Raw genomic sequence first — 21,033 nt, 5'->3', positions numbered from 1 at the left:
TTAATCCGGGGTTAAAACAGCAGCGGGGAGGTGCTGTCGAGCGCAGCGCGGCGGCGTTTTTCTGCGTTCATTTCCTGTAAGTGGTTACGGTCGATGGCGAACAGTGCCTTGGTCGGGCAGATTTCCATACAGGCCGGGCCTTCAGCGCGGGCATGACACAGGTCGCATTTGTGCGCCTCGGCTTTATCCGAGGTGGTGATCATCGCCGCGCCGTTCTGGCGGAAAACCGGTTTGGTGACCACTTCCATGGCGCCGTACGGACAGGCGACAACGCAGGTCTTACAACCGATGCAGCGTTCCTGCATCACCTGCACATGATCCCCGGTGCGAAGAATGGCGCCGTTCGGGCAGACGTTGGCACAAGGCGCATCTTCACACTGGCGACACATCACCGGTGTACTGAGATTGACGCCTTTGATGACGTGCAGACGCGGGGCGAAGGTGGCGGCGTTAAGCAGCGAGATATCTTGTGATTCACTGTGAGCCATCACGCAGGCAATTTCACAGGTACGACAGCCGATGCATTTTTTAGGGTCGGCGATAATAAACCGGTTCATCTCTCTCTCCAAATCCCCGTCGTCCTTGACACCGCAGGTGGGTTGGCTGCGTTCACTCGCCCGAATCACTGACTCATGCCAGCACATCGGGACTCCTTCGCTTGCTGCCTTCCTGCAATGCCAATGCCTTAGGGGATTTCAGTATGCTTTTAATTGAGGGGGTTAAAAGTTTTCATCTACTTCTATACATAAAGCGTGCCAGTTTCTTGATTGTGATATTTATCATTAAATTCAATGTTTTATTTGTTTTGTGTGTGCCGGTGACGAAACCAGTCGCTGACGTCATGTCTGTTTCGTCACCGCATCGACAGTTATGTCGACAGACGCTGTCAGGCGGTTTCCTGCCGGAAAGGGGCTATCCCGAGCCCTTGCTCCAGCGCAGGCAATCGCTGATACAGATGGCTAACAGCCTGTTCAACAGCGGCGCTCATGGGGAAGTAAAAAGCCACCACATCCGGCTGAATGCCGACAAACGTGATGTGCGGGATGTCTGTACGCAACTGCTGAATGAGGAATGTCAGCGGCAGATTATGGGTGGTCATCATGAACATGTCGGCGATGTCATCTTCATCGATGATGCGCATTTCACCGGGCGCCAGCCCCATGTCAGTGGCATCGACAATCACCAGATGTGCAGGCCGCAGTTCGCGTAAATAACCGATGTCGTTTTCCGGTACCGCGCCGCCGTCAACCACTGTCCAGCCGGCCAGCGGTTTTTCAACGCAGAGTTCGGCCAGCCGCGGACCGGCACCGTCATCACCCATCATGCTGTTGCCCACGCACAACAGTGCGTAGCGGGAGGTTAAATCAGGCATCGTATCTCCTGACCATCAGGTACATGGCGGGATCGTGTTCAATTTGGGTGAGCAGGGCGATGAGCCGGTCGCTCCAGCCCTGTTGTTCAGCACTCATTTTCGGGCGGGCATCACGCAGCGCCAGCGCCAGCAAGTGGGTGTGGCTGCTGTCGATATTGATCTCCCCGAAGCGCCGCACACCGGCCAGTTTGCGGTGCGCTTCGCTGTTTTCAGGCAGACAGTCAACCCAGTGCAGATACCCCTCAAGCGGGCATTCCAGGCGGGATGTCAGACAGTCGATCACCCCGAGGTGATGGCCGATCGCCAGGCTGTAATACACCACTTCCTGCACTTTTTGCGAACTGCGTTTCTGTGCGCTTTTCTCATCGACAAACTTGCTGCTCAGTGAATAGAAAATCACTTTGTTTTTGTCCGGCTGATGACCGGTATAAGGTTGATGGCGCGCGTAGCGCTGGTCGTTAACGGAGGTCATCACAGATGTACCTCACCACGCAGAACCTGCTGATAAATGTGTTGCAGATTGCCGACAATTTCGTTGAGACGCAGATCACCTTGTTCCTCAAGATAAGCAGACACCCGCTGTTCCACCGGTTGTAAGCCGGGCGCGGCAACGATATCCATAAACTTGTCAGCAATCTGGCGGCCATAACGGTAACCGGCCATCCGGCGTGCTTCCCTGTCCAGTAATACGCGCAGTGGCTGCGGTATATCCGGGTGCAGCAGCGCTGCCGGTCCGGTGGCCGCTTCGTCGTGTTGCTGGCCTTTAATCTTCTGATCCAGCAAACCCAGCGCCAGCGCAAAACCATAAATGGTGGCAGCCGGTGTCGGCGGGCACCCGGGAATATACACATCCACCGGCACGATTTTGTCGGTACCTCCCCATACGCAGTACAGATCATGGAAGATGCCACCGCTGTTGCCGCAGGCTCCGTAGGAAATGCAGATTTTCGGATCCGGTGCACTGTCCCAGGCGCGCAGTGCCGGAATGCGCATGGCGCGGGTGACGGCACCGGTGAACAGCAAAATGTCGGCGTGGCGCGGCGACGGTACAACCTTGATGCCGAAACGTTCGGCATCGAACAGCGGGGAAATGGCGGCGAAAATCTCAATTTCACAGCCATTACACCCGCCGCAGTCCACGCGATACACGTAGGCTGAGCGGCGGATGCTGTTAAGCAGTGTGGATTTCAGTTTAGTAATGCTTTCGTCCAGCGTGACGGGGACCGGCAAGCCGTTTTCGTCACGCGGAGCAAACAGGTTATGACTCATGAACGGGCCTCCGTGGTCATGTGCCGGCCGATATCAATCCGGTCGGTCGAAGAAAGGCTGTGTAGTTTTTTGCATTCGGGACAGGTTTCGTACTGTTCGCGGCGTTCAGAAATTTGCCGGTCGCTCAGTGCGGCACTTTCCTGCAACAGGCTGAGTGCGAAGTCGATTTCCTTTTGTACCGCGTAAGGTTTGCCGCAGGCCCGGCAATGACAGATCGGGAAATCCGCCGTCTCAAACAAATCTTCTTTCCGCCAGACTGCCAGTTCGAATTCCTGCGACAGTCTGATGGCGGCCGTCGGGCAGACTTCTTCACAGCGGGCGCAGAAAATACAGCGTCCCAGAAACAGCGACCAGCGGATCGTTTCGCCGTCTTCTGCCGTGGTCATGGTCAGCGCGTTAGACGGACAAGCGTTGGCACATGCGCCGCAGGCAATACACTGCTGTGCGGTGTATTGCGGTTTGCCGCGAAAATTGGGTGCCAGATCCAGCGGCTTAAACGGATAAGCCACGGTTGCGGTGCCGGTTTTAAGCACTTTTTTAATCAGTTTCAGCATGATAAGCAGTTCCTCAAAGCGGCGAATTTTTGCGTTCGATGCCGTAACGTTCGATCTCTTTGTAAGGCACGACAATGGACGTTTTCTTACGCACATCGACAACCGTCATGCGGTCGGTGCAGGAATAACAAGGATCGAGACTGCCGATAATCAGCGGCGCATCAGACACCGTATTGCCGCGCAGCATGTAGCGCAGTGTCGGCCAGTTGGCGTAAGTCGCCGCACGGCAACGCCAGCGGAACAGCTTTTGGTTGTCGCCGGTCATGCTCCAGTGAATGTCATCACCGCGTGGTGCTTCGGCAAAACCAAGAGCAAAGCGGTGCGGAATATAATTGAAACCTTCGACTGCCAGCGGGCCGCCGGGCAGGCTTTGCAGGCCGAACTCGATCATATTCAGGGCGTTAAATACTTCATGGATGCGCACTTTCAGGCGGGAATAAACGTCGTTACCGGTTTCGCTGCACAGCTCAAATGGCAGTTTGGCGTAACCGGCATAAGGGTGATCCTGACGCATATCACGGCGGTGACCACTGCCACGGACCATCGGCCCGACGTTACTGAAATCGCGAGCGACTTCAGGATCCAGAATACCGACGCCCACGCTGCGCTGCCGGGTATTCGGCGTGCTGAGCAGAATATCAACCAGCTCGTTAAGATCACGGCGCATGCTGCCCGCCAGGGCAATCGTGGCTGTCATATCATCTTTGAGAATGTCGCGGCGGATACCGCCGATCAGGTTCATACCATAGGTTTTACGCGCGCCGGTCAGGATTTCTGCCATCTTCATCGACTGTTCACGGACGCTGAAAAATTGCATGAAACCGGAATCGAAACCGACAAAGTGGCAGGCCAGTCCGAGATTGAGCAGATGGCTGTGCAGACGTTCCACTTCCAGCAGAATGGAACGGATCATCTGTGCACGTTCCGGCACCACAATGCCCATCGCATTTTCGACCGAAGAGGTGTACGCCACGCTGTGCGTGAAGCCGCAGATGCCGCAAACGCGGTCTGACAGGAAGGTGACTTCGTTGTAGCCCATGCGGGTTTCAGCCAGTTTTTCCATGCCACGGTGCACGTAAAACAGACGGTAATCGGCATCGATAATGTCTTCGCCGTCGACGAACAGACGAAAGTGTCCGGGTTCGTCAGACGTGACGTGCAGCGGACCAATCGGCACGATTTTGCTGCCTTCTTTGGCTTCGGAAATAAACGGATAGGTTTCTTCATCTGTGGTCGGTGCCGGGCGCTGACGGTAATCCATCGCGTCTTTACGCAGCGGATATAAATCGTCCGGCCAGTCATCCGGTAGCACCAGACGTCGTTCATCCGGCAGCCCGACCGGACGCAACCCGTACATATCACGGACTTCGCGTTCGCCCCAGACGGCAGCCGGTACGCGCGGTGTCACGGAAGGAAATTCGAGGGACACGGGATCCACTTCGGCGCGCACGGTGATCCAGCACTTCACGCCCCGTTCCATCGACAGCACATAATACAGCGCGTAATTGCCGCACAGCGTCCGTTCGTCGTTACCGAATAGCACGGACAGCCAGCCACCCTGCTGGTAATACAGCCATTCGACGACTTCCGGCAGCCAGTTCAGCCGGATGGTGACGGTTGCCTGTGTATCGGTCTGCCATTCACTGCCTAAAATTGCCGACGGAAACTGTTTCGCCAGCGCGGCCAGATATTCTTTGCCGACCGGGTTTTGATTTAATGCGGTATTAAACTCACTCATTACAAAGCCTCTTCCCGCCGCAGCGGGACAAGAAAAATGTCAGGTCAGCCTGCGACCAGCCAGGAAACCAGCGCCAGAAACGCCAGCCCGAATCCCGCCCAGGTGGTGCGGGAAGTTTTAAGAAAGCGCAGACGGGCGACGCTGTTCTCGATTAGCGCGACCACAAATACCGCGATCAGCAGTTTCAGCAGGCACCACACCCCGGCGGTCAGCAGGGCCAGCGGCGTGAACTGTTCCGTCAACCCGAACGGGAGGAACAGACCGATGAACAACTGCAACACCACCAGTTGTTTCAGGCTGATGCCGATTTTCAGCACGCCGAGCGCCGCGCCGGAATATTCTGTCAGCGGGCCTTCCTGTAATTCCTGCTCGGCTTCCGCCATGTCGAAAGGCAGTTTGCCCATTTCGATATAAGTGGCGAATGCACAGGCCAGACCGGCCAGAACGAGAGTCAGGGAAGAGGACAGCGGCCAGTGCAGTACGCGGGCAGCAATGGCACCCAGCGAGGTTGAACCGGCCACCAGTGCCGCAATCCACAAACCAAGCAGCAGGATCGGTTCGACCAGCACACCGAGTACCGCTTCACGGCTGGCGCCTATACCGGTGAAGGTGCTGCCGGTATCGAGACCGGCAATCGCAAACACAAAACGCACCACGGCAAACAGATAAATAACGGTGATCACATCGCCCGCAGCTCCCACTGGCGAGGCCAGCGTGACCACCGGCAGGGCCGTAGCGATCACCAGTAATCCGCCGGTCAGCAGATACGGCATGCTGCGAAATGCTGAACCCGCGGCAGCGGGCGCGACACTCTGGCGGGTCAGCAGTTTGGCGATATCACGGTATTCCTGTAATACGCCCGGCCCCTGACGGTTGTGCATCCGCGCGCGCATCACGCGGCTGAAACCGGCAAACAACGGCGCAAGCGCCAGCAAGGCAATGGCCTGCAGCAGCCCCAGCGGCCACAACGAACCTGCGAGTAAGAATGAAAAGTTCAAAGTCAGTTCCTCAGGCAAAAGCCACGACCAGCAACACGGCCAGTTCGATGAGCGCCAGACGACGGCAGAAAGCCCCCAGCCAGCCACGGTGCAGCGCAGCCACCAGCGGCACGGGTGTCATGTGCTGACGCAGACGATAAAGCGGGGCAAACATCACGCGCAGCGGCTGAGCAAAACCGGTCGCCGTCACCACCATGGCAGCGCAATGACCGTAGCCACAGGCCCAGGCATCGCCGCGTGAACGGTTTGGGAGACGGGAGCCGCGCAATGCCGCCGCGATAATCCATGGCAGCAGCGGCATGCCCAGCAGCAGCAGCGCGATCATCGGTGCAGACACGGCGGACGTGTCAGAAAACACCACGCCGTGCGCGGCTGCCGGTAAAACAGACGCATTCAGCACCGAGGCGGCCACGGCAGAAAAATGCGGAATAATCCATGGCGAGGCGACACCGGAAAGTACACACAACAGCGCCAGCAATACGCTGCTCAGCGTCATCATCCTCGGGGCCGGCGTGGCTTCTGCCGCCGCCTGACTGCGGGGTGAGCCTAAGAATGTGACGCCAAAGACTTTGGCAATACACATCAGGGCCAGTGCACCGGTCAGCGCCAGACCGGTTGCCAGTAACGGCCCGAGCAGATGTGCGAGAAACACATGACTGGCGCTCAGCTGGAATAAAGACTGGTAGAGCAGCCATTCGCTGGCAAAGCCATTCAGCGGCGGCAGCGCAGCCATCGACATCAGGGCAATCAGCATCGCCACGGCGGTCCACGGCATCAGACGGGCGATCCCGCCGAGTTTTTCCATGTCCTTAATGCCGGTCTGCATTTCGATTTCACCGGCACCGAGGAACAGCGCAGTTTTAAACAGCCCGTGATTAAACAGGTGGAATAATCCGGCCAGCAGGGCGAGTGAGGCCAGCAGCGGCAGATTCAATGCCACGCCCACCATGGCACCACCGACGCCGAGCAGAATAATCCCGACGTTTTCCAGAGTGTGATAGGCCAGCAGACGGCGGATATCATGTTCCATCAGTGCGTACAGACCGCCGATAAATGCGGTCAGGATCGCCAGAAGCAATACCATCAGGCCCCACCAGAGTGGCGGTGCACCCAGCAGATCCAGACCGACTTTTACGATGCCGATAATGCCGATTTTCATTAATGCAGAAGAGAACAGAGCGGCGGCGTGGGCGGGGGCGCTGGAATGCGACTGCGGCACCCAGGCGTGCAGCGGGATAATTCCGGCATACAGTCCGAAGCCTGCCAGCGCCAGCAGGAATGCCAGAGATTTAGTGCCCGGCGTAAACGTTGTGTGGCGAACCACCTCAAAATCCAGACTGCCACCGGCGCGATGCAGCAGTGCAAACGCCAGAATCAGACACAACGTGCCGAGGCGGCCGGATAAAAACTGATTCAGACCGGCACGTCGGCTTTTCACATCGTCGGCCTGGACGATCAGGAAATAAGCACACAGGGCGGCCATTTCCATCATCATGATCAGTTCAGCCGCATTGGCGGAAATCGCGGCGGCGGTCAGCGCTGCCAGCAGCAGATTACATAACGAACCGGTGCGGGCGCGCTGGCGCGGACGGGCATTCGCCAGCCAGGCGCAGGCATACAGGCTACTGCACAAGGCTGTTACGGACATCGCCAGTAATAACAGCGCATTCAGCGGGCTGAAGCTGGCGCGGTAAGGCAGAACCGGCAGCGTGAGTGTCACTGATGTGCCATTGCTCAACATAAGAATCGCAGCAAGAATGACGGCTACCGATGCGATCATGCCGCCGGTGCCTGAAATCAGACTGCTGATTTTTGCAGCCCCGGCCAGCAATCCGCAGGCGATACCGCTGAGAACCCAGACCAGCATTGCCAGCGTCATCAGCGACGCCGGATCCAAAGCTAATAATGCCGTCATTGTTTGGCCTCCGTGTCAGGCGCACTAAAGGAAGTCAGCCCGGCCGGAAATACATTCATTGCATTCAGGCGTTTTTGCTGACTGGCGTTTTCAGACAGACTGGCCGTGACCAGGGTGATGGCCTGCGTAGGGCAGGTCCTGATACACGCCGGCCCTTCAGGGCTGAAGCTGCATAAATCGCATTTGACCGCCACCGCGCGCACTCCCGGCACGCAATCCAGAAACGGGCTGACGGCCCGTGGATCTCGCGGGGCGGGCAGGGCTTTGGGGGTATTGCAGTCGCGTGGAATATCCAGCGGTGCGCTGCCGGAAAAGGTAATGGCGCCGAACGGGCAGGCAAGCCCGCATAGCTTGCAGCTCACACACAGACTTTCATTGAGATGAATGGCGTCATTTTCACGGGTGATCGCATTGACCGGACACACCTGTGCGCAGGGGGCATCTTCACACTGGTGACACATCACCGGCGCGGAATCCAGACGGTTACGCATCACCTGTAAACGGGGAGCAGATTGCAAACCGTGACGCTGGTGCTCCTGCGAACAGCTGGCCATACAGGTATTGCAGCCAATACAAAGTTTCGCATCGGCTATCACATATTGATTCATGGCATTTTTAAAGCTCATGAAGTCTCCTTGGTATTTCGTCAAAGGTGACGAAATCGGCACTTAAATTGACATTTCGACATTTATGTCGGAATTGATCCCAGTAAAAGTTCGGCAATAAAAAATATTTCTGTTGTGCCGAAGGGGTAATGTATTTCCGAATGTAAATCAGGCGTGGCTAAGTAATTTATCGAGTTGGGAATGAATCGGCTGATTACTTTTCAGTGAGTCAAAAATACATTGATAAATAGCCGAAATTTTATTGAGATAATGTTCAAGCACGGCGTTTTTATCTTTAATGTCCACGGTGCCATCAACCCGGCCTTCTTCGCTCAGCGTGGCGTGTGCAAACACTCTGAAGACAGGGTCTTCACCGTTGTGTGCCATGTTCAGGCTGTAAACGATATCCTGACTGTAGAAGTCGTCGCTGAGATGAATGCTGACTGAAAAATGGTTAAACAGCGTGAAGCGGATATCCTGATCTTCGCCGCAGCTGAATTCATGGTTTATCTTTTTATTTGAATGAGTTATTGCCTGTATCAGGCTGTTTTGATACGTGCGCCATTGTAACTTCAGGTGGCTGTTTTTACTGGCTATGTAATCCGCTTTGCTGGTCAGTTCACTGAGAGTGCTCATTGTTATTACCCGTTATTGAGGTGTGCGTAAGTGCCTTTCCGGTGCGTCTTTATGCATAAAATGACGACGAAAATACGGCGCATACAACACTACTGGCATAAAACGTGCCAGTTTCGGATTTTATTGAATATTTCTTTTATTATCATGTGGTTGTGGAATTCCCGTGCTGAATGCCGGGCCGCATGGAAAACATGGTGACATGTCGAAGGCACTGTATTTCGACATATATGACGGACGATGTCAGGCTTATTCCGCTATTTGATTTTCAGTCCTGTTTACACCTGTCGAAAAATTCTGGCACCAATATTGCTACTCATGTTTCCATGCGCTCTTTATTAATCTCCTGACGGAGGGGAAATAATGCACGAGATTACGTTGTGCCAGAATGCCGTAGAAATAATGCAGCAATTTGGACGACAAAATAATGCCCGGCGAATTACGGCGGTATGGATGGAAATTGGCGCATTTTCCTGCGTTGAACCGGAAGCGGTGGAATTTTGCTTTGAACTGGCGTGTCGCGAAACCCTCGCCGAAGGTTGTGAATTACATCTCGTGACACCGGCAGCAGAAAGCTGGTGCTACACCTGCCAGCAGGACATCTCCTTACTCAGCCCCGGTGTGCTGCTGTGTCCGCAATGTGGCGGGCGTGATGTACGGGTGGTGGCCGATGACGGCATGAAAATTAAACGAATCGAAATCGAATAACGGGTGCCCGATATGCCCGGGGGAGAAAGCTATGTGCAGTACCTGCGGTTGCGCCAGCGGCGAACTTCGTATTGAAGGTGTCAGCCCTGAACACGTTCATCAACATTCCCATGATCACATTCATCCACATGATCATTCCCACGATCACCACCACGGCCTGCCGTTTGCGCCGCGACGGCTGGTGGACATCGAAATGGATGTGCTAGCCAAAAATAATCATATTGCCGCCCACAACCGCGAGCATTTTGCGGCAACGGGCATTCTGGCCCTGAATCTGGTGTCCAGCCCCGGCTCCGGTAAAACGACACTGCTGACCTGCACCCTGACCCGGCTGGCACCCTATTTTGACTGTGCGGTAATAGAAGGCGACCAGCAAACCACGAATGATGCTGATCGTATCCGTGCCACCGGCGTACCGGCGATTCAGGTCAATACCGGTAAAGGCTGCCATCTGGATGCACAAATGGTTCACGATGCGCTGCATCAGCTGTCGCCTAACAATAACAGTCTGCTTTTTATTGAAAATGTCGGCAATCTGGTGTGTCCGGCCAGCTTTGATCTGGGGGAATTGCACAAAGTGGCAGTGCTGTCCGTCACGGAAGGCGAGGACAAACCGCTGAAGTATCCGCATATGTTTGCGGCGTCGCGTCTGATGATCCTCAACAAAATCGATCTGCTGCCGTATGTCAGTTTTGACGTCGACGCCTGCATTGCCAATGCGCGGCAGGTGAATCCGCAGATTGAAGTGATCCGGCTTTCTGCCACCACCGGCGAAGGCATGGATCTGTGGCTGGCCTGGCTGGAGCAGCAACGATGTGCATAGGCATTCCGGGGCAAATCGTTGCGCTGCACGACCAGCAGCCCGATCACGCCTGGGCAGAAGTCTGTGGTCTGCGCCGCGAAGTGAATATTGCACTGGTGTGCGACGGCCAGCCACAAATGCTGATCGGCGGCTGGGTATTGATCCACGTCGGCTTTGCATTAAGCAAACTTGATGAACAGGAAGCACAGGAAACGCTGGCTGCGTTGCACGCGATGGAAGAAGTGGAAGCCGATGTCGCCCTGTTTCTCGGCGCGGGAGAGGCAAAATAATGCGTTTTGTTGATGAATTCCGTGATCCGAAACTGGCGAAAACGCTGATTGAAAGGCTGCATCAGCGCGCGGCATTGCTGCCTTATACCGCTGAAAAACCGATGCAGATTATGGAAGTGTGCGGTGGTCATACGCATGCCATTTTCAAATTCGGGCTGGATAAACTGCTGCCACCGCAACTGGAATTTATTCACGGGCCGGGGTGTCCGGTGTGTGTGTTACCGATGGGGCGGATTGACGCCTGCTGCGAAATTGCCGCGCACCCCGGGGTGATTTTCTGTACCTTCGGCGATGCGTTGCGTGTGCCCGGCCAGCATGGCTCGCTTTTGCAGGCGCGCGAACGCGGTGCTGATGTACGCGTAGTGTATTCCCCGCTGGATACGCTGAAACTGGCGCGTGAAAACCCGGCGCGTCAGGTGGTGTTTTTCGCCCTTGGTTTTGAAACCACGTTGCCGGTTACCGCCGTTACGCTGCAACAGGCGCGACGCGAACGCCTGTCCAATTTCAGTGTGTTCTGTCAGCACATCAGTCTGATGCCAACCTTACGCAGCCTGCTTTCGCAGGATGATGTGCGGATTGACGCTTTTCTGGCACCCGGTCACGTCAGCATGGTGACAGGTACCGCACCTTATCATTTCATCAGTGAAGAATTTGGCAAGCCGCTGGTGATAAGCGGCTTTGAACCACTCGACATGCTGCAAAGCGTGCTGATGCTGGTGGAACAAGTTTGCGAGGCATCGTGTAAAACCGAAAATCAGTACCGCCGCGTGGTGCCGGAAGAGGGTAACCTGCTGGCACAGGAAGCGATGCGGGAGGTGTTTACGCTTTCCGGCAGCAGCGAGTGGCGTGGCCTGGGCGTGATTGAAGCCTCAGGAATTACCCTGACGCCTGTCTATGCCCCGATGGATGCGGAGCGGCGCTTTAATCCGCAGGCACAGCCGGTGGCAGACGATCCCCGCTCCCGTTGCGGTGAAGTCCTGACCGGGCGCTGTAAGCCACATGAATGTCCGCTGTTTGGCAGCGGTTGTACGCCAAAGAATGCATTTGGTGCGCTGATGGTGTCTTCCGAAGGCGCATGTGCGGCATGGTATCAGTACCGTTATCAGGAAACGGCGAGTGCGAATAAACCGCCGCAAAAACAGATAAAACAGAAGGTAAGCCAGGATGAGTGATCGCAAAGACGTCGTCACTATGGCGCATGGCAGCGGCGGCCGTGCCATGCAGCAGATGATCGAACATATGTTCCTCAGTGCGTTTGATAATCCCTGGCTTAACGAACAGGAAGACGGCGCCCGGTTGTCGCTTGCCAGCCTGAATGCCCTGGGGGACCGGCTGGCATTTACCACAGACAGTTACGTTATCGACCCCGTCTTTTTCCCCGGCGGCAATATCGGCAAGCTGGCGGTGTGCGGCACGGCGAACGATCTGGCGGTATGCGGTGCGATACCTGCCTATCTTTCCTGCGGCTTTATTCTGGAAGAAGGGTTAGCGCTGGATGACTTACAGAAAATAGTAAGTTTGATGGCGCAGACGGCACGGGAGGCGGACATTGCCATTGTGACCGGTGACACCAAAGTCGTGCAGCGTGGGGCAGCCGATAAAATCTTCATTAACACGGCCGGAATAGGCGTGATCCCAACCGCCGTGAACTGGGGCGCCGCTATGATAAAAGCGGGGGATAAAGTCATCGTCAGCGGGACGCTTGGCGATCACGGTGCGGCGATCCTGAATTTGCGGGAAAATCTGGGGATGGATCTGGGCGTGGAAAGTGACTGTGCAGTGCTGGCCCCGATGATTGCACCGCTGCGACCGCTGGCCGGTGTCCATGCCTTACGCGATGCCACACGCGGCGGAGTGAATGCAATTCTGCATGAATTCAGCGCCGCCAGTGGGTTGGGGATCGCCATCGACGAAACTGCGTTGCCGGTTAAACCCGCAGTGCGTGGTATCTGCGAATTACTGGGACTGGAACCGCTGAACTTTGCCAACGAAGGCAAACTGGTGGTGGTGGTATCCGCCGGGGCCGAAGAAAAAGTGCTGAAGCTGTTACGCCACCATCCGCTCGGAGCCGGTGCTGCGACGATCGGTGAGGTGACGGTCAATCCACAGGTGTGTCTGCGCGGCGCACTGGGGGTTTCCCGCCAGCTAATGTTGCCCCACGCGGAGCCATTACCTCGCATTTGTTGATCTCGTCAGGGGGCTGATTGCGCCGAAAGGGGTAGAATTTTCGCTGTTCTCCGAGGTTAAAAAGCTTGTTTCCAAAATCACGTTATCCAGAGCCAACGCTATGCAGAGTGCAACAATGAGCACCACAAAACACAAAGGATTACTGGAACTGACGCGCACCTTGTTGCTGCAGCAGACCATGACATCGCTGCTGGAAACCCTGACTCAGGTGATTCAGACTGCCGGTATTGCGGAAGCCGTAACACTGGTGTTGTTCGACAATAACAGTGAACGCGTCAGCTTTTATGGTATCGATCCTCATCATCAACCGGTCAGTTATGAGGATGAAACGCTGCTGGCGACAGGCCCGGTGCATGCGCTGTTGAAGAATCCCAAAACGCAGGTCTGGCGCAGCGAAGCGCTGCATCTTCGCTATCCTCAGCTGGCTGCGCTGAATCTGTATCCGGCGTTTACCGATTATTGTCTGGTCCCTTTACTGGCTTCTTCCGGGTTGCTGGGCGGCTGCGAATTTACCCGTCAGCATGCGACCCCGTTCAGTGAGGAAGACAAAAATGGTCTCTATGACCTTTGCACGCTGGCTGCCATTGCGGTCGAACAAATCCAGTTGCGCGAAAACGCGTTGCTCCAGCAATCGCTGCTACGCCATGAACGTGACGATTTCCGTATTCTGGTCGATATCACCAATGCCGTCCTGTCCAAGCTGGATCTCGACGAACTGACCGGTGAAATCGCCAAGACTATTCACCACTTCTTCCACATTAACGCCATCAGCATTGTGCTGTGTGATGCCGATAAAGACAGCGAACAAGCCAGTGTTTACGCGACCCATTACGTGCAGACGCACGTTGCGGAGCGTGAACAGTCGCGCATGACGCTCGACGGATCACTGGAACAGCAGGTGATGAAAAATGGCGAAATGTTGCTGACTAATGTGCGGGCTGCGGAAGAGCCGGATGATGAAAGCACATTGTTCCAGCTGTTATGGCGGGATCAGACCAAAACCCTGTGCATTCTGCCGTTACGTTTTGGTCATAAAACGCTGGGCGTTCTGAAACTGGCACAGTGCCAGCCGGATAACTTCAATTCCGCTAACCTGCGGGTGTTACAGCAGATCGCCGAACGCATTGCGATTGCCGTGGATAACGCGCTGGCCTATCAGGAAATTAAAAGCCTGAAGGAGAAACTGCAACACGAAAATCTGTATCTCACCGAGCAGATCAACAGCAATAATCCGGATTTCAGTGACATTGTCGGGCGCAGCTCCAGTATGTCAGCGGTACTGAAGCAGGTGGAAATCGTAGCGAAAAGTGACTGTTCGGTGCTGATCCTTGGCGAAACCGGCACCGGTAAGGAGCTGATCGCCCGTGCGATCCATAATCTGGGGGATCGTCGTGATCAGCGGATGGTGAAAATGAACTGCGCAGCCATGCCTGCCGGCTTAATGGAAAGCGATTTATTCGGCCATGAAAAAGGCTCGTTTACCGGTGCCACCGCGCAACGTATGGGCCGTTTTGAGCTGGCCGACAAAGGCACGTTATTCCTCGATGAAGTCGGTGAAATCCCCGTTGAACTGCAACCCAAGCTGCTGCGCATTTTGCAGGAGCAGGAGTTTGAACGTGTCGGCGGCAATAAACTGATATCGGTGGATGTGCGGATGATTGCAGCAACGAACCGCGATTTACGTCAGATGGTGGCGGATAAAGAGTTTCGCAGTGATTTGTATTACCGGCTGAATGTCTTCCCGATTGTGATCCCGCCGCTGCGTGAACGCCCTGAAGACATTCCGCAACTGGTGAAATTCCTGACCTATAAAATCGCCAAACGCATGAAACGCACCATCGACAGTATTCCGGCCGAGACCTTACGGTTACTGAGCCGGATGCCGTGGCCGGGCAACGTGCGCGAGCTGGAAAATGTTATCGAACGCGCCGTATTGCTGACCCGTGGAACGGTGCTGGATTTACAACTTCCTGAACTGAATTACCCGTTGCCGGTGTCGCAGCCGGTGCCGGTGGCCTCCGCGCCTGATATTGCGTCCGCTCCGCACCTGAGTGAGGAAGACGAGCGCGAACGCATCCTTCAGGTACTTAAAGAAACCAACGGCGTGGTCGCCGGTCCGCGTGGCGCGGCGCAGCGTCTGGGGTTAAAACGCACGACACTGTTGTCGAGAATGAAGAAATTAGGCATCGCCGCGCATTAACCGGTCAGACTGCTTTTACCGCACCGGACAATGAAATGTGGCCGATGCGGTAATTCTGTCCACCGCCTGCCAGCGGGTTTCTCCCTGCCGTAAAATGTATTTTCTTCCAGTTTGTTGTATCCCAGGCGGTGACGTCGATCAGCCTGTCATTGATGTTTTCCTCAGCTAATGGCGCAAGATCACTGAACGGTGCGATGTCCGTTATCTCTCTTTTGGCGTAAACCGCTTGTGCGACATCATTACTCATTTTTGCTGCCAGCACCGGATAAACCCGGATCTGCGGCCAGCCGAAGGCGTTGGCGACACCCTGAAAACCCGCTCCTGAAATAAAACGGTTCATGCCTGACACGTCCTGCCACAGATAAAACGGCGCGTAGATATTTTCTGTACTGCCGGTTTGCGGGCAGTCACGGCGGGCGTAGAGATACGTTTTGAAAATAAGCCCCGCCAGGCCATCAGTCCGGTATCCGTTATCGGCAATGCGCTTTTCAATAATGTCCATGTCGTAATCTGCGGGCAGCGTAAAACTGTATTGCATGGCAATCATCAGGCTGCTCCCTGCGGGATGCTGAACATGTCTCCGTGACTGAACGACCAGTCTTCCGGCCGGGTAAAACTCACCACTACCATCACATCAGCCGGAGAAATGCCCAGCGTGATGTGTAGCTTTTCGGCCAGATGCCGGAACAGTTGCTGTTTCTGATAACTGTTACGCGGTTTACCTGCCGTAATGTGAAACAGCAAAAAATCGTCCGAACGCCGGTCATTTTCGCCCGCTAAATAGGTGGGACTGATCACCCGCTGGCGGCGGACCGCCGGTTCGAACAGCTGAAAACAATCCTCTGCGGGCACGGAAAAGTGATCAACCAGTGTTTCCTGCAATGTGGCTGAAATGGCGTTCTGCCAGGCGTCCGCGCGGTGAGCAGGTAAAGAGATTCGGGTAAAAGGCATCGTCGGTTCCTCCGGTTACTGGTTACTGATCATTGAGAGCGGCGAAGCGGCTCAGGGCAGACGCGGCGGCGGGCCATCCGGCATAAAACGCCAGATGAGTGATCACTTCCGACAGTTCGGTATGTGTGACACCGTTGCTGACCGCCAGATCCAGATGAAAAGGCAGTTGTTCACTGCGGCTGAGGGCAATCAGTGCGGCAACAGTGATCAGGCTGCGGTCACGCGCAGACAGTTCATTTCGTTTCCACAGATCGCCGAATAACACCTGTTCCGTCAGTTCTGCCAGTTTGGGTGTCAGGCGTGACATGGTATCCAGCGTCTGCGTTTGGGAAGAGGTTGTGCTCATATCAGGCTCCTTTTTTCGGTGTGAAAAGGAGCATAAGGCGTTATGATTATCCTGAATATCGAAAATATCAGCAGTATTAATCCATAAAAACAGGATGATTAAGCATGGCGAAAAGACCGGTCACTTTTGATTCAGAAGCCTTGCGCAGTTTTGTTACCGGCATTGAGCTGGGGAGCTTTGTGCTGGCCGCTGACCGGCTGGGGCGTTCAACGTCTGCCGTCAGCGCACAGCTGAAAAAACTGGAGCAACAGGCGGGCACGGAGCTGGTACAGAAATCCGGACGGCACCTGATCCTGACCGGACGCGGCGAAGTGATGCTCAGTTATGCGAGGCGGATCCTCAGCCTGAATGATGAGGCCAGCGCCGTGCTGCTTGCCGGCGCGCTGAGTGGCAGCCTGAATCTGGGCATGCAGGAGGATTTCGGCGAAACCTTGTTACCGGCCATTCTCGGCACATTCACCCGCACGCATCCGCAGGTGCAAGTTTCGGCCAGTATTACCCGTAATCAGCAACTGCTGGACGGGATCCGGCATAACGAGTTTGATCTGGCTGTGTGCTGGCAGGCTGATGAAACGTCGCTTTTCCCGTCAAGCCGGTCGCTCGGACGTGTGCCGCTGCGCTGGATTGGCCCTGAAAATTTCAACCTGACGCATTATCAGGAAACCGGCGAACCGGTGCCTTTGCTGGTGTTCGAAGCGCCGTGCCTGATGCGTAACGCTGCGACGACGGCGCTGGATAATGCCGGAATTGCCTGGCGGATAGCCTTCACCAGCCGCAGTCTGAGCGGGATTTGGGCGGCAATGTCGGCCGGGCTCGGGGTCACCGTGCGTACGGATTTCGGTGTACCGGCAACCGTCAGAATTTTAAGGGAATTCCCCGCGCCAGGTGACGTGGGGATCAGCCTGCACCAGAGCCTGACGCCGCCGGGCGAGGCGGCCGCCAGCCTGAGGGAGGCCATTATCGGCTTCTTTACGCAGCAATACTGAGCCGCGGTAATTACTTTTTAACCGGTTGCTGACGGTAATGTTCCAGACGTTCGCGAAAATAAGCACGCAGATGTTCCGGCTGCTCCATCTCCACTTCATCTGCGTTGACCGGCAGATTATTGCGCTCACGCACCGCGACAGTCCCGGCCGCCAGCCCGGCACTCACTTTATCCATCTCTTCTTTGCTAAGCCCTGCGAGTGTTTTGTTCATGGTATCTCCTGTTGACTGCTTGCAGTTTAGCATTCTCAGCGGGCGAAAGGTTTTGCTTCCCGGCTCAGATCAGGTCTCAATTTCACCGTTGGTTTACAAAATCGTCAAAAACAGGCCATTATTTATTCTTCACTTGTCCGGAACGGAGCCTGAAGATGACCCGAATGACCGCCAGAGATTTCCCGCCTGAACTCCTCGAATACTTTGATTTCTATGTGCACGGCAAAATGACCAAACGTGAGTTTCTTGATCTCTCGGCGAAGTTTGTGGCGGGCGGATTGTCGCTGGCTGCACTGACCACGCTGATGACGCCAAATTATGCCTATGCCGAACAGGTACCCTTCACCGATCCGGATATTGTGGCGGAATACATTCAGTATCCGTCACCGCAGGGGCACGGCAGCGTGAAAGGTTATCTGGTACGTCCGGCCAACCTGACCGGCAAAGTGCCCGGCGTGGTGGTGGTGCATGAAAATCGCGGGCTGAATCCGTATATCGAAGATGTTGCGCGGCGGGTAGCGAAAGCCGGATTTGTGGCGCTGGCGCCGGACGGACTGAGTTCGGTCGGCGGTTATCCGGGCAATGACGAAAAAGGGCGCGAACTGCAAAAAAATGTCGATCCGACCAAGCTGATGAACGACTTTTTCGCGGCGGTAGAATTTCTGATGCACCACGGGACCGGCACCGGCAAAGTGGGTATCACCGGTTTCTGTTACGGCGGAGGTGTGGCGAATGCGGCTGCGGTGGCTTACCCTGAACTTGCTGCTGCCGTGCCATTCTACGGACGCCAGCCGAAACCGGAAGATGTGCCGCGCATCAAAGCGCCGTTATTGCTGCATTATGCTGAACTGGATAAGCCGATTACCGAAGGCTGGCCGGCATATGAAGCGGCGCTGAAGGCCAATGATAAAATTTATGAAGCGTATATTTACCCCGGTGTTAACCACGGTTTTCACAACGATTCGACGCCGCGTTATGATAAAGCGGCAGCCGATCTGGCGTGGGAAAGAACCGTTGCCTGGTTTAAAAAATACCTCGAATTACCGACAGAAAGTGCATAAAAGAAAAGAGCGGGAGGGTAAAATCCCCGCTCTTTTTTGTTTCAGACGCCTGTTATGATTTCAGGATGCCGTCGAAATCCGAAGCATCATGGCGCTCTTCCAGCTGTTCATCGCCCCAGGTGCGGTTCACAATGCGTCCGCGTTTAACCGCCGGACGGCTTGCGACCTCGGCGGCCCAGCGCTGGAAGTGCCTATAGGATTGGATGTCGAGGAATTTAGCAGACTCGTACAGACCGCCCTGTGCCAGACTGCCGTACCAGGTGAAAATGGCGATATCGGCAATCGTATATTCTTCACCGGCAATATAACGGTGTCCGGCAAGCTGACGGTCTAATACGTCGAGCTGGCGTTTGGCTTCCATGGTAAAGCGGTTAATGGCGTATTCGATTTTGACCGGCGCGTAGTGATAAAAATGACCGAAACCGCCGCCAAGATAGGGTGCGGACCCTTGCAGCCAGAACAACCAGTTCAGGGTTTCGGTGCGACCGGCAAGATCTTCAGGCAGGAATTTGCCGAACTTCTCTGCCAGATAAAGCAGGATGTTGCCCGATTCAAACACACGGATCGGCGGGGTGGTGGAGTTATCCAGCAGCGCCGGAATTTTCGAGTTCGGGTTAACGTCAACAAAGCCGCTGGAGAACTGATCGCCTTCGTTGATGCGGATAATAAATGCATCGTATTCCGCACCGCTGATGCCCAGCGCCAGTAACTCTTCCAGCAGGATCGTCACTTTCTGGCCGTTCGGCGTGCCAAGGGAATAAAGCTGAAGCGGGTGTTTACCCACCGGCAGCGTTTTTTCGTGCGTCGGGCCCGCTATCGGGCGGTTGATGTTCGAGAACTTGCTGACTTCATCTTTATTCCAGGTCCAGACTTCAGGGGGCTGATACTGTTCTGACATTGCAATCTCCGCATCTTTTTTTGAGTTAAGACCCAAAAGTTTAGCAGGAGATAAACAATGGCGGCGCTGAGAATGTGCCCTTGGGGGGCGGCTAGCTGGCAGTGTGATACAACCCTTTGCGCTTCCATTTCACATCGGCCACCGACTGGCCAGGGTGAATTTTTCCCTGTAACAGTAGATTGAATTTCGCGCCGGTGGCCCGTGTCAGGCGGCTTTGCAGAATATACACGGCCTCGCTGCCCAGCTCGCGGCAGGGTAAAAGCACGGACGTAAAGTTCATCGGCGTGAGGGTTTTCAGGCCATGCTCGAAATCCATGCTGATCACCGAAATATCCTCCGGTACCTGAATGCCGCACGCCGTCAGGGCTTCCAGCGTGGCGTGTGCAATCGGCGTGCTGCCGCAAATAATCGCCGACGGCAGCGATTCACGCGTATGTTCGCGCAGGTATTTTTCAAAACTTTCCCGCGCCTGCTCTTTGCCATTGCCGTGATTTATCAGCAAGTGTGTGGCTTCGTCGAAAACGATGTGATGTTCCAGGCAGGCACGTTTAAAGCCGTCCAGCCGCTGCATCATGGTTTCACGGCGCAGATCGGTGAACAGTAAAACCGGGCGATGGCCCTTGAGAAACAGGAAACTTGCCGCGCTGTAGCCCAGGGAATAATGGTCTGCGGATACGCAATCGAGGCGCATTTCGCGGTCTTTGGCATTGACCATTACCACCGGCTTATTGGATTCGGCGGCCAGGCGATAAAGCATCACGTCATCAATACCGATGATGATGATCCCGTCGGCATCCGACTGATGCAACGCCTGCATAAAGACGGCAATATCCGGATCATTCACCTCAAGCGCACATTTGCGGATATGAATATCGAAGCGCGCCACTTCCGCCGTTATTTGCTGAATCACTTCATAATAGTAGAGATCTTCATACGGAGAAAATGCCGCCGGAGGCGCGCAAATTAACAGAGAATTCATTAACAGACGACTGGCAGGAATGTCGCGCAAAATACCCATGTTTCTTGCGTGTGTAAATACTTTCTCTTTTGCCTGCGGGCTGACATTTGCTTTCCCTGCCAGCACACGGGAAACGGTGCTCGGAGATAGCCCGGTTAATTCCGCTATTTGCCTGATTTTTAATTTTCCCGTCATTTTGTGATCAACGCCTCATAAGAAGATGGACTTATTGCCACGGTTAACTGTTTGTAATTCATGGGCTATTCAGGATGATAGCAAATCCCGCAAACAGCACTGCAATTCCTGTCACAAATAGCAGTTGTTGAAAAAAAAAAACCATTACTACTCTCC

24 protein-coding genes are annotated in these 21,033 nt (G+C 55.0%); 8 read left to right on the top strand and 16 right to left on the bottom strand.

Annotated elements, in window-relative coordinates; all coding sequences use genetic code 11:
• Positions 1-11: 11 nt before the first annotated feature.
• From hydN to hycA, 10 genes are all read right to left on the bottom strand, one after another.
• Positions 12-557 (bottom strand): electron transport protein HydN, encoded by a 546-nt coding sequence (hydN, locus tag J1785_RS19200; RefSeq protein ID WP_129952236.1) that lies wholly within the window; start codon positions 555-557, stop codon positions 12-14.
• Between the two features lie 329 nt (positions 558-886).
• Complete coding sequence (gene hycI, locus J1785_RS19195; protein WP_129952237.1) at positions 887-1,372, bottom strand: hydrogenase maturation peptidase HycI; 486 nt, start codon at positions 1,370-1,372, stop codon at positions 887-889.
• Complete coding sequence (locus J1785_RS19190; protein WP_129952775.1) at positions 1,365-1,844, bottom strand: formate hydrogenlyase maturation HycH family protein; 480 nt, start codon at positions 1,842-1,844, stop codon at positions 1,365-1,367. Before J1785_RS19190 ends, hycI begins: the two co-directional genes overlap by 8 nt.
• Positions 1,844-2,641 (bottom strand): NADH-quinone oxidoreductase subunit B family protein, encoded by a 798-nt coding sequence (locus J1785_RS19185; protein WP_129952238.1) that lies wholly within the window; start codon positions 2,639-2,641, stop codon positions 1,844-1,846. Before J1785_RS19185 ends, J1785_RS19190 begins: the two co-directional genes overlap by 1 nt.
• The gene (locus tag J1785_RS19180; protein ID WP_129991725.1) at positions 2,638-3,195 is read right to left on the bottom strand and encodes a formate hydrogenlyase complex iron-sulfur subunit; all 558 of its coding nucleotides are present in this window, start codon (positions 3,193-3,195) and stop codon (positions 2,638-2,640) included. Before J1785_RS19180 ends, J1785_RS19185 begins: the two co-directional genes overlap by 4 nt.
• A 13-nt stretch (positions 3,196-3,208) precedes the next feature.
• Positions 3,209-4,933, bottom strand: a complete 1,725-nt coding sequence (locus J1785_RS19175) for a hydrogenase large subunit (RefSeq protein ID WP_217220229.1) — start codon at positions 4,931-4,933, stop codon at positions 3,209-3,211.
• Positions 4,934-4,977: 44 nt separating this feature from the next.
• The gene (locus tag J1785_RS19170; RefSeq protein ID WP_217220227.1) at positions 4,978-5,931 is read right to left on the bottom strand and encodes a respiratory chain complex I subunit 1 family protein; all 954 of its coding nucleotides are present in this window, start codon (positions 5,929-5,931) and stop codon (positions 4,978-4,980) included.
• 10 nt (positions 5,932-5,941) lie between these two features.
• A complete protein-coding gene (locus J1785_RS19165) occupies positions 5,942-7,846 on the bottom strand; it encodes a proton-conducting transporter transmembrane domain-containing protein (protein WP_217220226.1) in 1,905 nt (634 codons plus the stop codon).
• Positions 7,843-8,472 (bottom strand): 4Fe-4S dicluster domain-containing protein, encoded by a 630-nt coding sequence (locus J1785_RS19160; protein ID WP_129952243.1) that lies wholly within the window; start codon positions 8,470-8,472, stop codon positions 7,843-7,845. The genes J1785_RS19165 and J1785_RS19160 overlap by 4 nt, the downstream gene beginning before the upstream one ends.
• A 147-nt stretch (positions 8,473-8,619) precedes the next feature.
• Entirely contained in the window at positions 8,620-9,087 is a 468-nt protein-coding gene (gene hycA / locus J1785_RS19155; protein ID WP_129952244.1) for a formate hydrogenlyase regulator HycA, read from the bottom strand.
• 360 nt (positions 9,088-9,447) lie between these two features.
• Here hycA and hypA point away from each other — a divergent pair, with 360 nt between their 5' ends.
• The 6 genes from hypA (at position 9,448) to flhA (ending at position 15,271) form a co-directional block, all read left to right on the top strand.
• Positions 9,448-9,792, top strand: coding sequence for a hydrogenase maturation nickel metallochaperone HypA (gene hypA / locus J1785_RS19150; RefSeq protein WP_129952245.1), 345 nt, complete (start codon positions 9,448-9,450; stop codon positions 9,790-9,792).
• A 31-nt stretch (positions 9,793-9,823) separates the two neighbouring features.
• Positions 9,824-10,615, top strand: coding sequence for a hydrogenase nickel incorporation protein HypB (gene hypB / locus J1785_RS19145; protein ID WP_217220224.1), 792 nt, complete (start codon positions 9,824-9,826; stop codon positions 10,613-10,615).
• Positions 10,606-10,884, top strand: a complete 279-nt coding sequence (hypC, locus tag J1785_RS19140; protein ID WP_129991729.1) for a HypC/HybG/HupF family hydrogenase formation chaperone — start codon at positions 10,606-10,608, stop codon at positions 10,882-10,884. The genes hypB and hypC overlap by 10 nt, the downstream gene beginning before the upstream one ends.
• Positions 10,884-12,056, top strand: coding sequence for a hydrogenase formation protein HypD (gene hypD / locus J1785_RS19135; protein ID WP_217220222.1), 1,173 nt, complete (start codon positions 10,884-10,886; stop codon positions 12,054-12,056). Before hypC ends, hypD begins: the two co-directional genes overlap by 1 nt.
• On the top strand, positions 12,049-13,071 hold the full coding sequence (gene hypE / locus J1785_RS19130) for a hydrogenase expression/formation protein HypE (protein ID WP_217158609.1): 1,023 nt from the start codon (positions 12,049-12,051) through the stop codon (positions 13,069-13,071). Before hypD ends, hypE begins: the two co-directional genes overlap by 8 nt.
• Before the next feature lie 115 nt (positions 13,072-13,186).
• Complete coding sequence (gene flhA / locus J1785_RS19125) at positions 13,187-15,271, top strand: formate hydrogenlyase transcriptional activator FlhA (RefSeq protein ID WP_418952324.1); 2,085 nt, start codon at positions 13,187-13,189, stop codon at positions 15,269-15,271.
• A 4-nt stretch (positions 15,272-15,275) separates the two neighbouring features.
• Here flhA and J1785_RS19120 read toward each other — a convergent pair whose 3' ends face one another.
• The 3 genes from J1785_RS19120 to J1785_RS19110 are packed head-to-tail and all read right to left on the bottom strand — an operon-like array spanning position 15,276 to position 16,568.
• The gene (locus tag J1785_RS19120; protein WP_129991731.1) at positions 15,276-15,818 is read right to left on the bottom strand and encodes a DUF4865 family protein; all 543 of its coding nucleotides are present in this window, start codon (positions 15,816-15,818) and stop codon (positions 15,276-15,278) included.
• A complete protein-coding gene (locus J1785_RS19115; RefSeq protein WP_129952252.1) occupies positions 15,818-16,222 on the bottom strand; it encodes a tautomerase family protein in 405 nt (134 codons plus the stop codon). Before J1785_RS19115 ends, J1785_RS19120 begins: the two co-directional genes overlap by 1 nt.
• Before the next feature lie 22 nt (positions 16,223-16,244).
• Positions 16,245-16,568, bottom strand: coding sequence for a carboxymuconolactone decarboxylase family protein (locus J1785_RS19110; RefSeq protein WP_129991732.1), 324 nt, complete (start codon positions 16,566-16,568; stop codon positions 16,245-16,247).
• A gap of 104 nt (positions 16,569-16,672) precedes the next feature.
• Between J1785_RS19110 and J1785_RS19105 the strand changes: the two genes are divergently transcribed.
• The gene (locus J1785_RS19105) at positions 16,673-17,554 is read left to right on the top strand and encodes a LysR substrate-binding domain-containing protein (protein WP_129991733.1); all 882 of its coding nucleotides are present in this window, start codon (positions 16,673-16,675) and stop codon (positions 17,552-17,554) included.
• Positions 17,555-17,564: 10 nt separating this feature from the next.
• On the opposite strand, the gene J1785_RS19100 is transcribed toward J1785_RS19105, so the two are convergent.
• Positions 17,565-17,765, bottom strand: coding sequence for a DNA polymerase III subunit theta (locus J1785_RS19100; RefSeq protein WP_129952255.1), 201 nt, complete (start codon positions 17,763-17,765; stop codon positions 17,565-17,567).
• Between the two features lie 155 nt (positions 17,766-17,920).
• On the opposite strand from J1785_RS19100, the gene yghX reads away from it, so the two are divergent.
• Positions 17,921-18,826, top strand: a complete 906-nt coding sequence (yghX, locus tag J1785_RS19095; protein WP_129952256.1) for a YghX family hydrolase — start codon at positions 17,921-17,923, stop codon at positions 18,824-18,826.
• Positions 18,827-18,878: 52 nt separating this feature from the next.
• On the opposite strand, the gene yghU is transcribed toward yghX, so the two are convergent.
• Together yghU and J1785_RS19085 are read right to left on the bottom strand one after the other, a co-directional pair.
• Positions 18,879-19,724, bottom strand: a complete 846-nt coding sequence (gene yghU / locus J1785_RS19090; protein WP_217220219.1) for a glutathione-dependent disulfide-bond oxidoreductase — start codon at positions 19,722-19,724, stop codon at positions 18,879-18,881.
• Between the two features lie 91 nt (positions 19,725-19,815).
• Complete coding sequence (locus tag J1785_RS19085) at positions 19,816-20,877, bottom strand: LacI family DNA-binding transcriptional regulator (RefSeq protein ID WP_217220218.1); 1,062 nt, start codon at positions 20,875-20,877, stop codon at positions 19,816-19,818.
• Between the last annotated feature and the right edge of the window lie 156 nt (positions 20,878-21,033).

It is taken from the genome of Rahnella perminowiae (assembly GCF_019049755.1).
GTDB classification, from domain to species: domain Bacteria; phylum Pseudomonadota; class Gammaproteobacteria; order Enterobacterales; family Enterobacteriaceae; genus Rahnella; species Rahnella perminowiae.
This window is presented reverse-complemented; position numbering and strand designations above follow the sequence as displayed.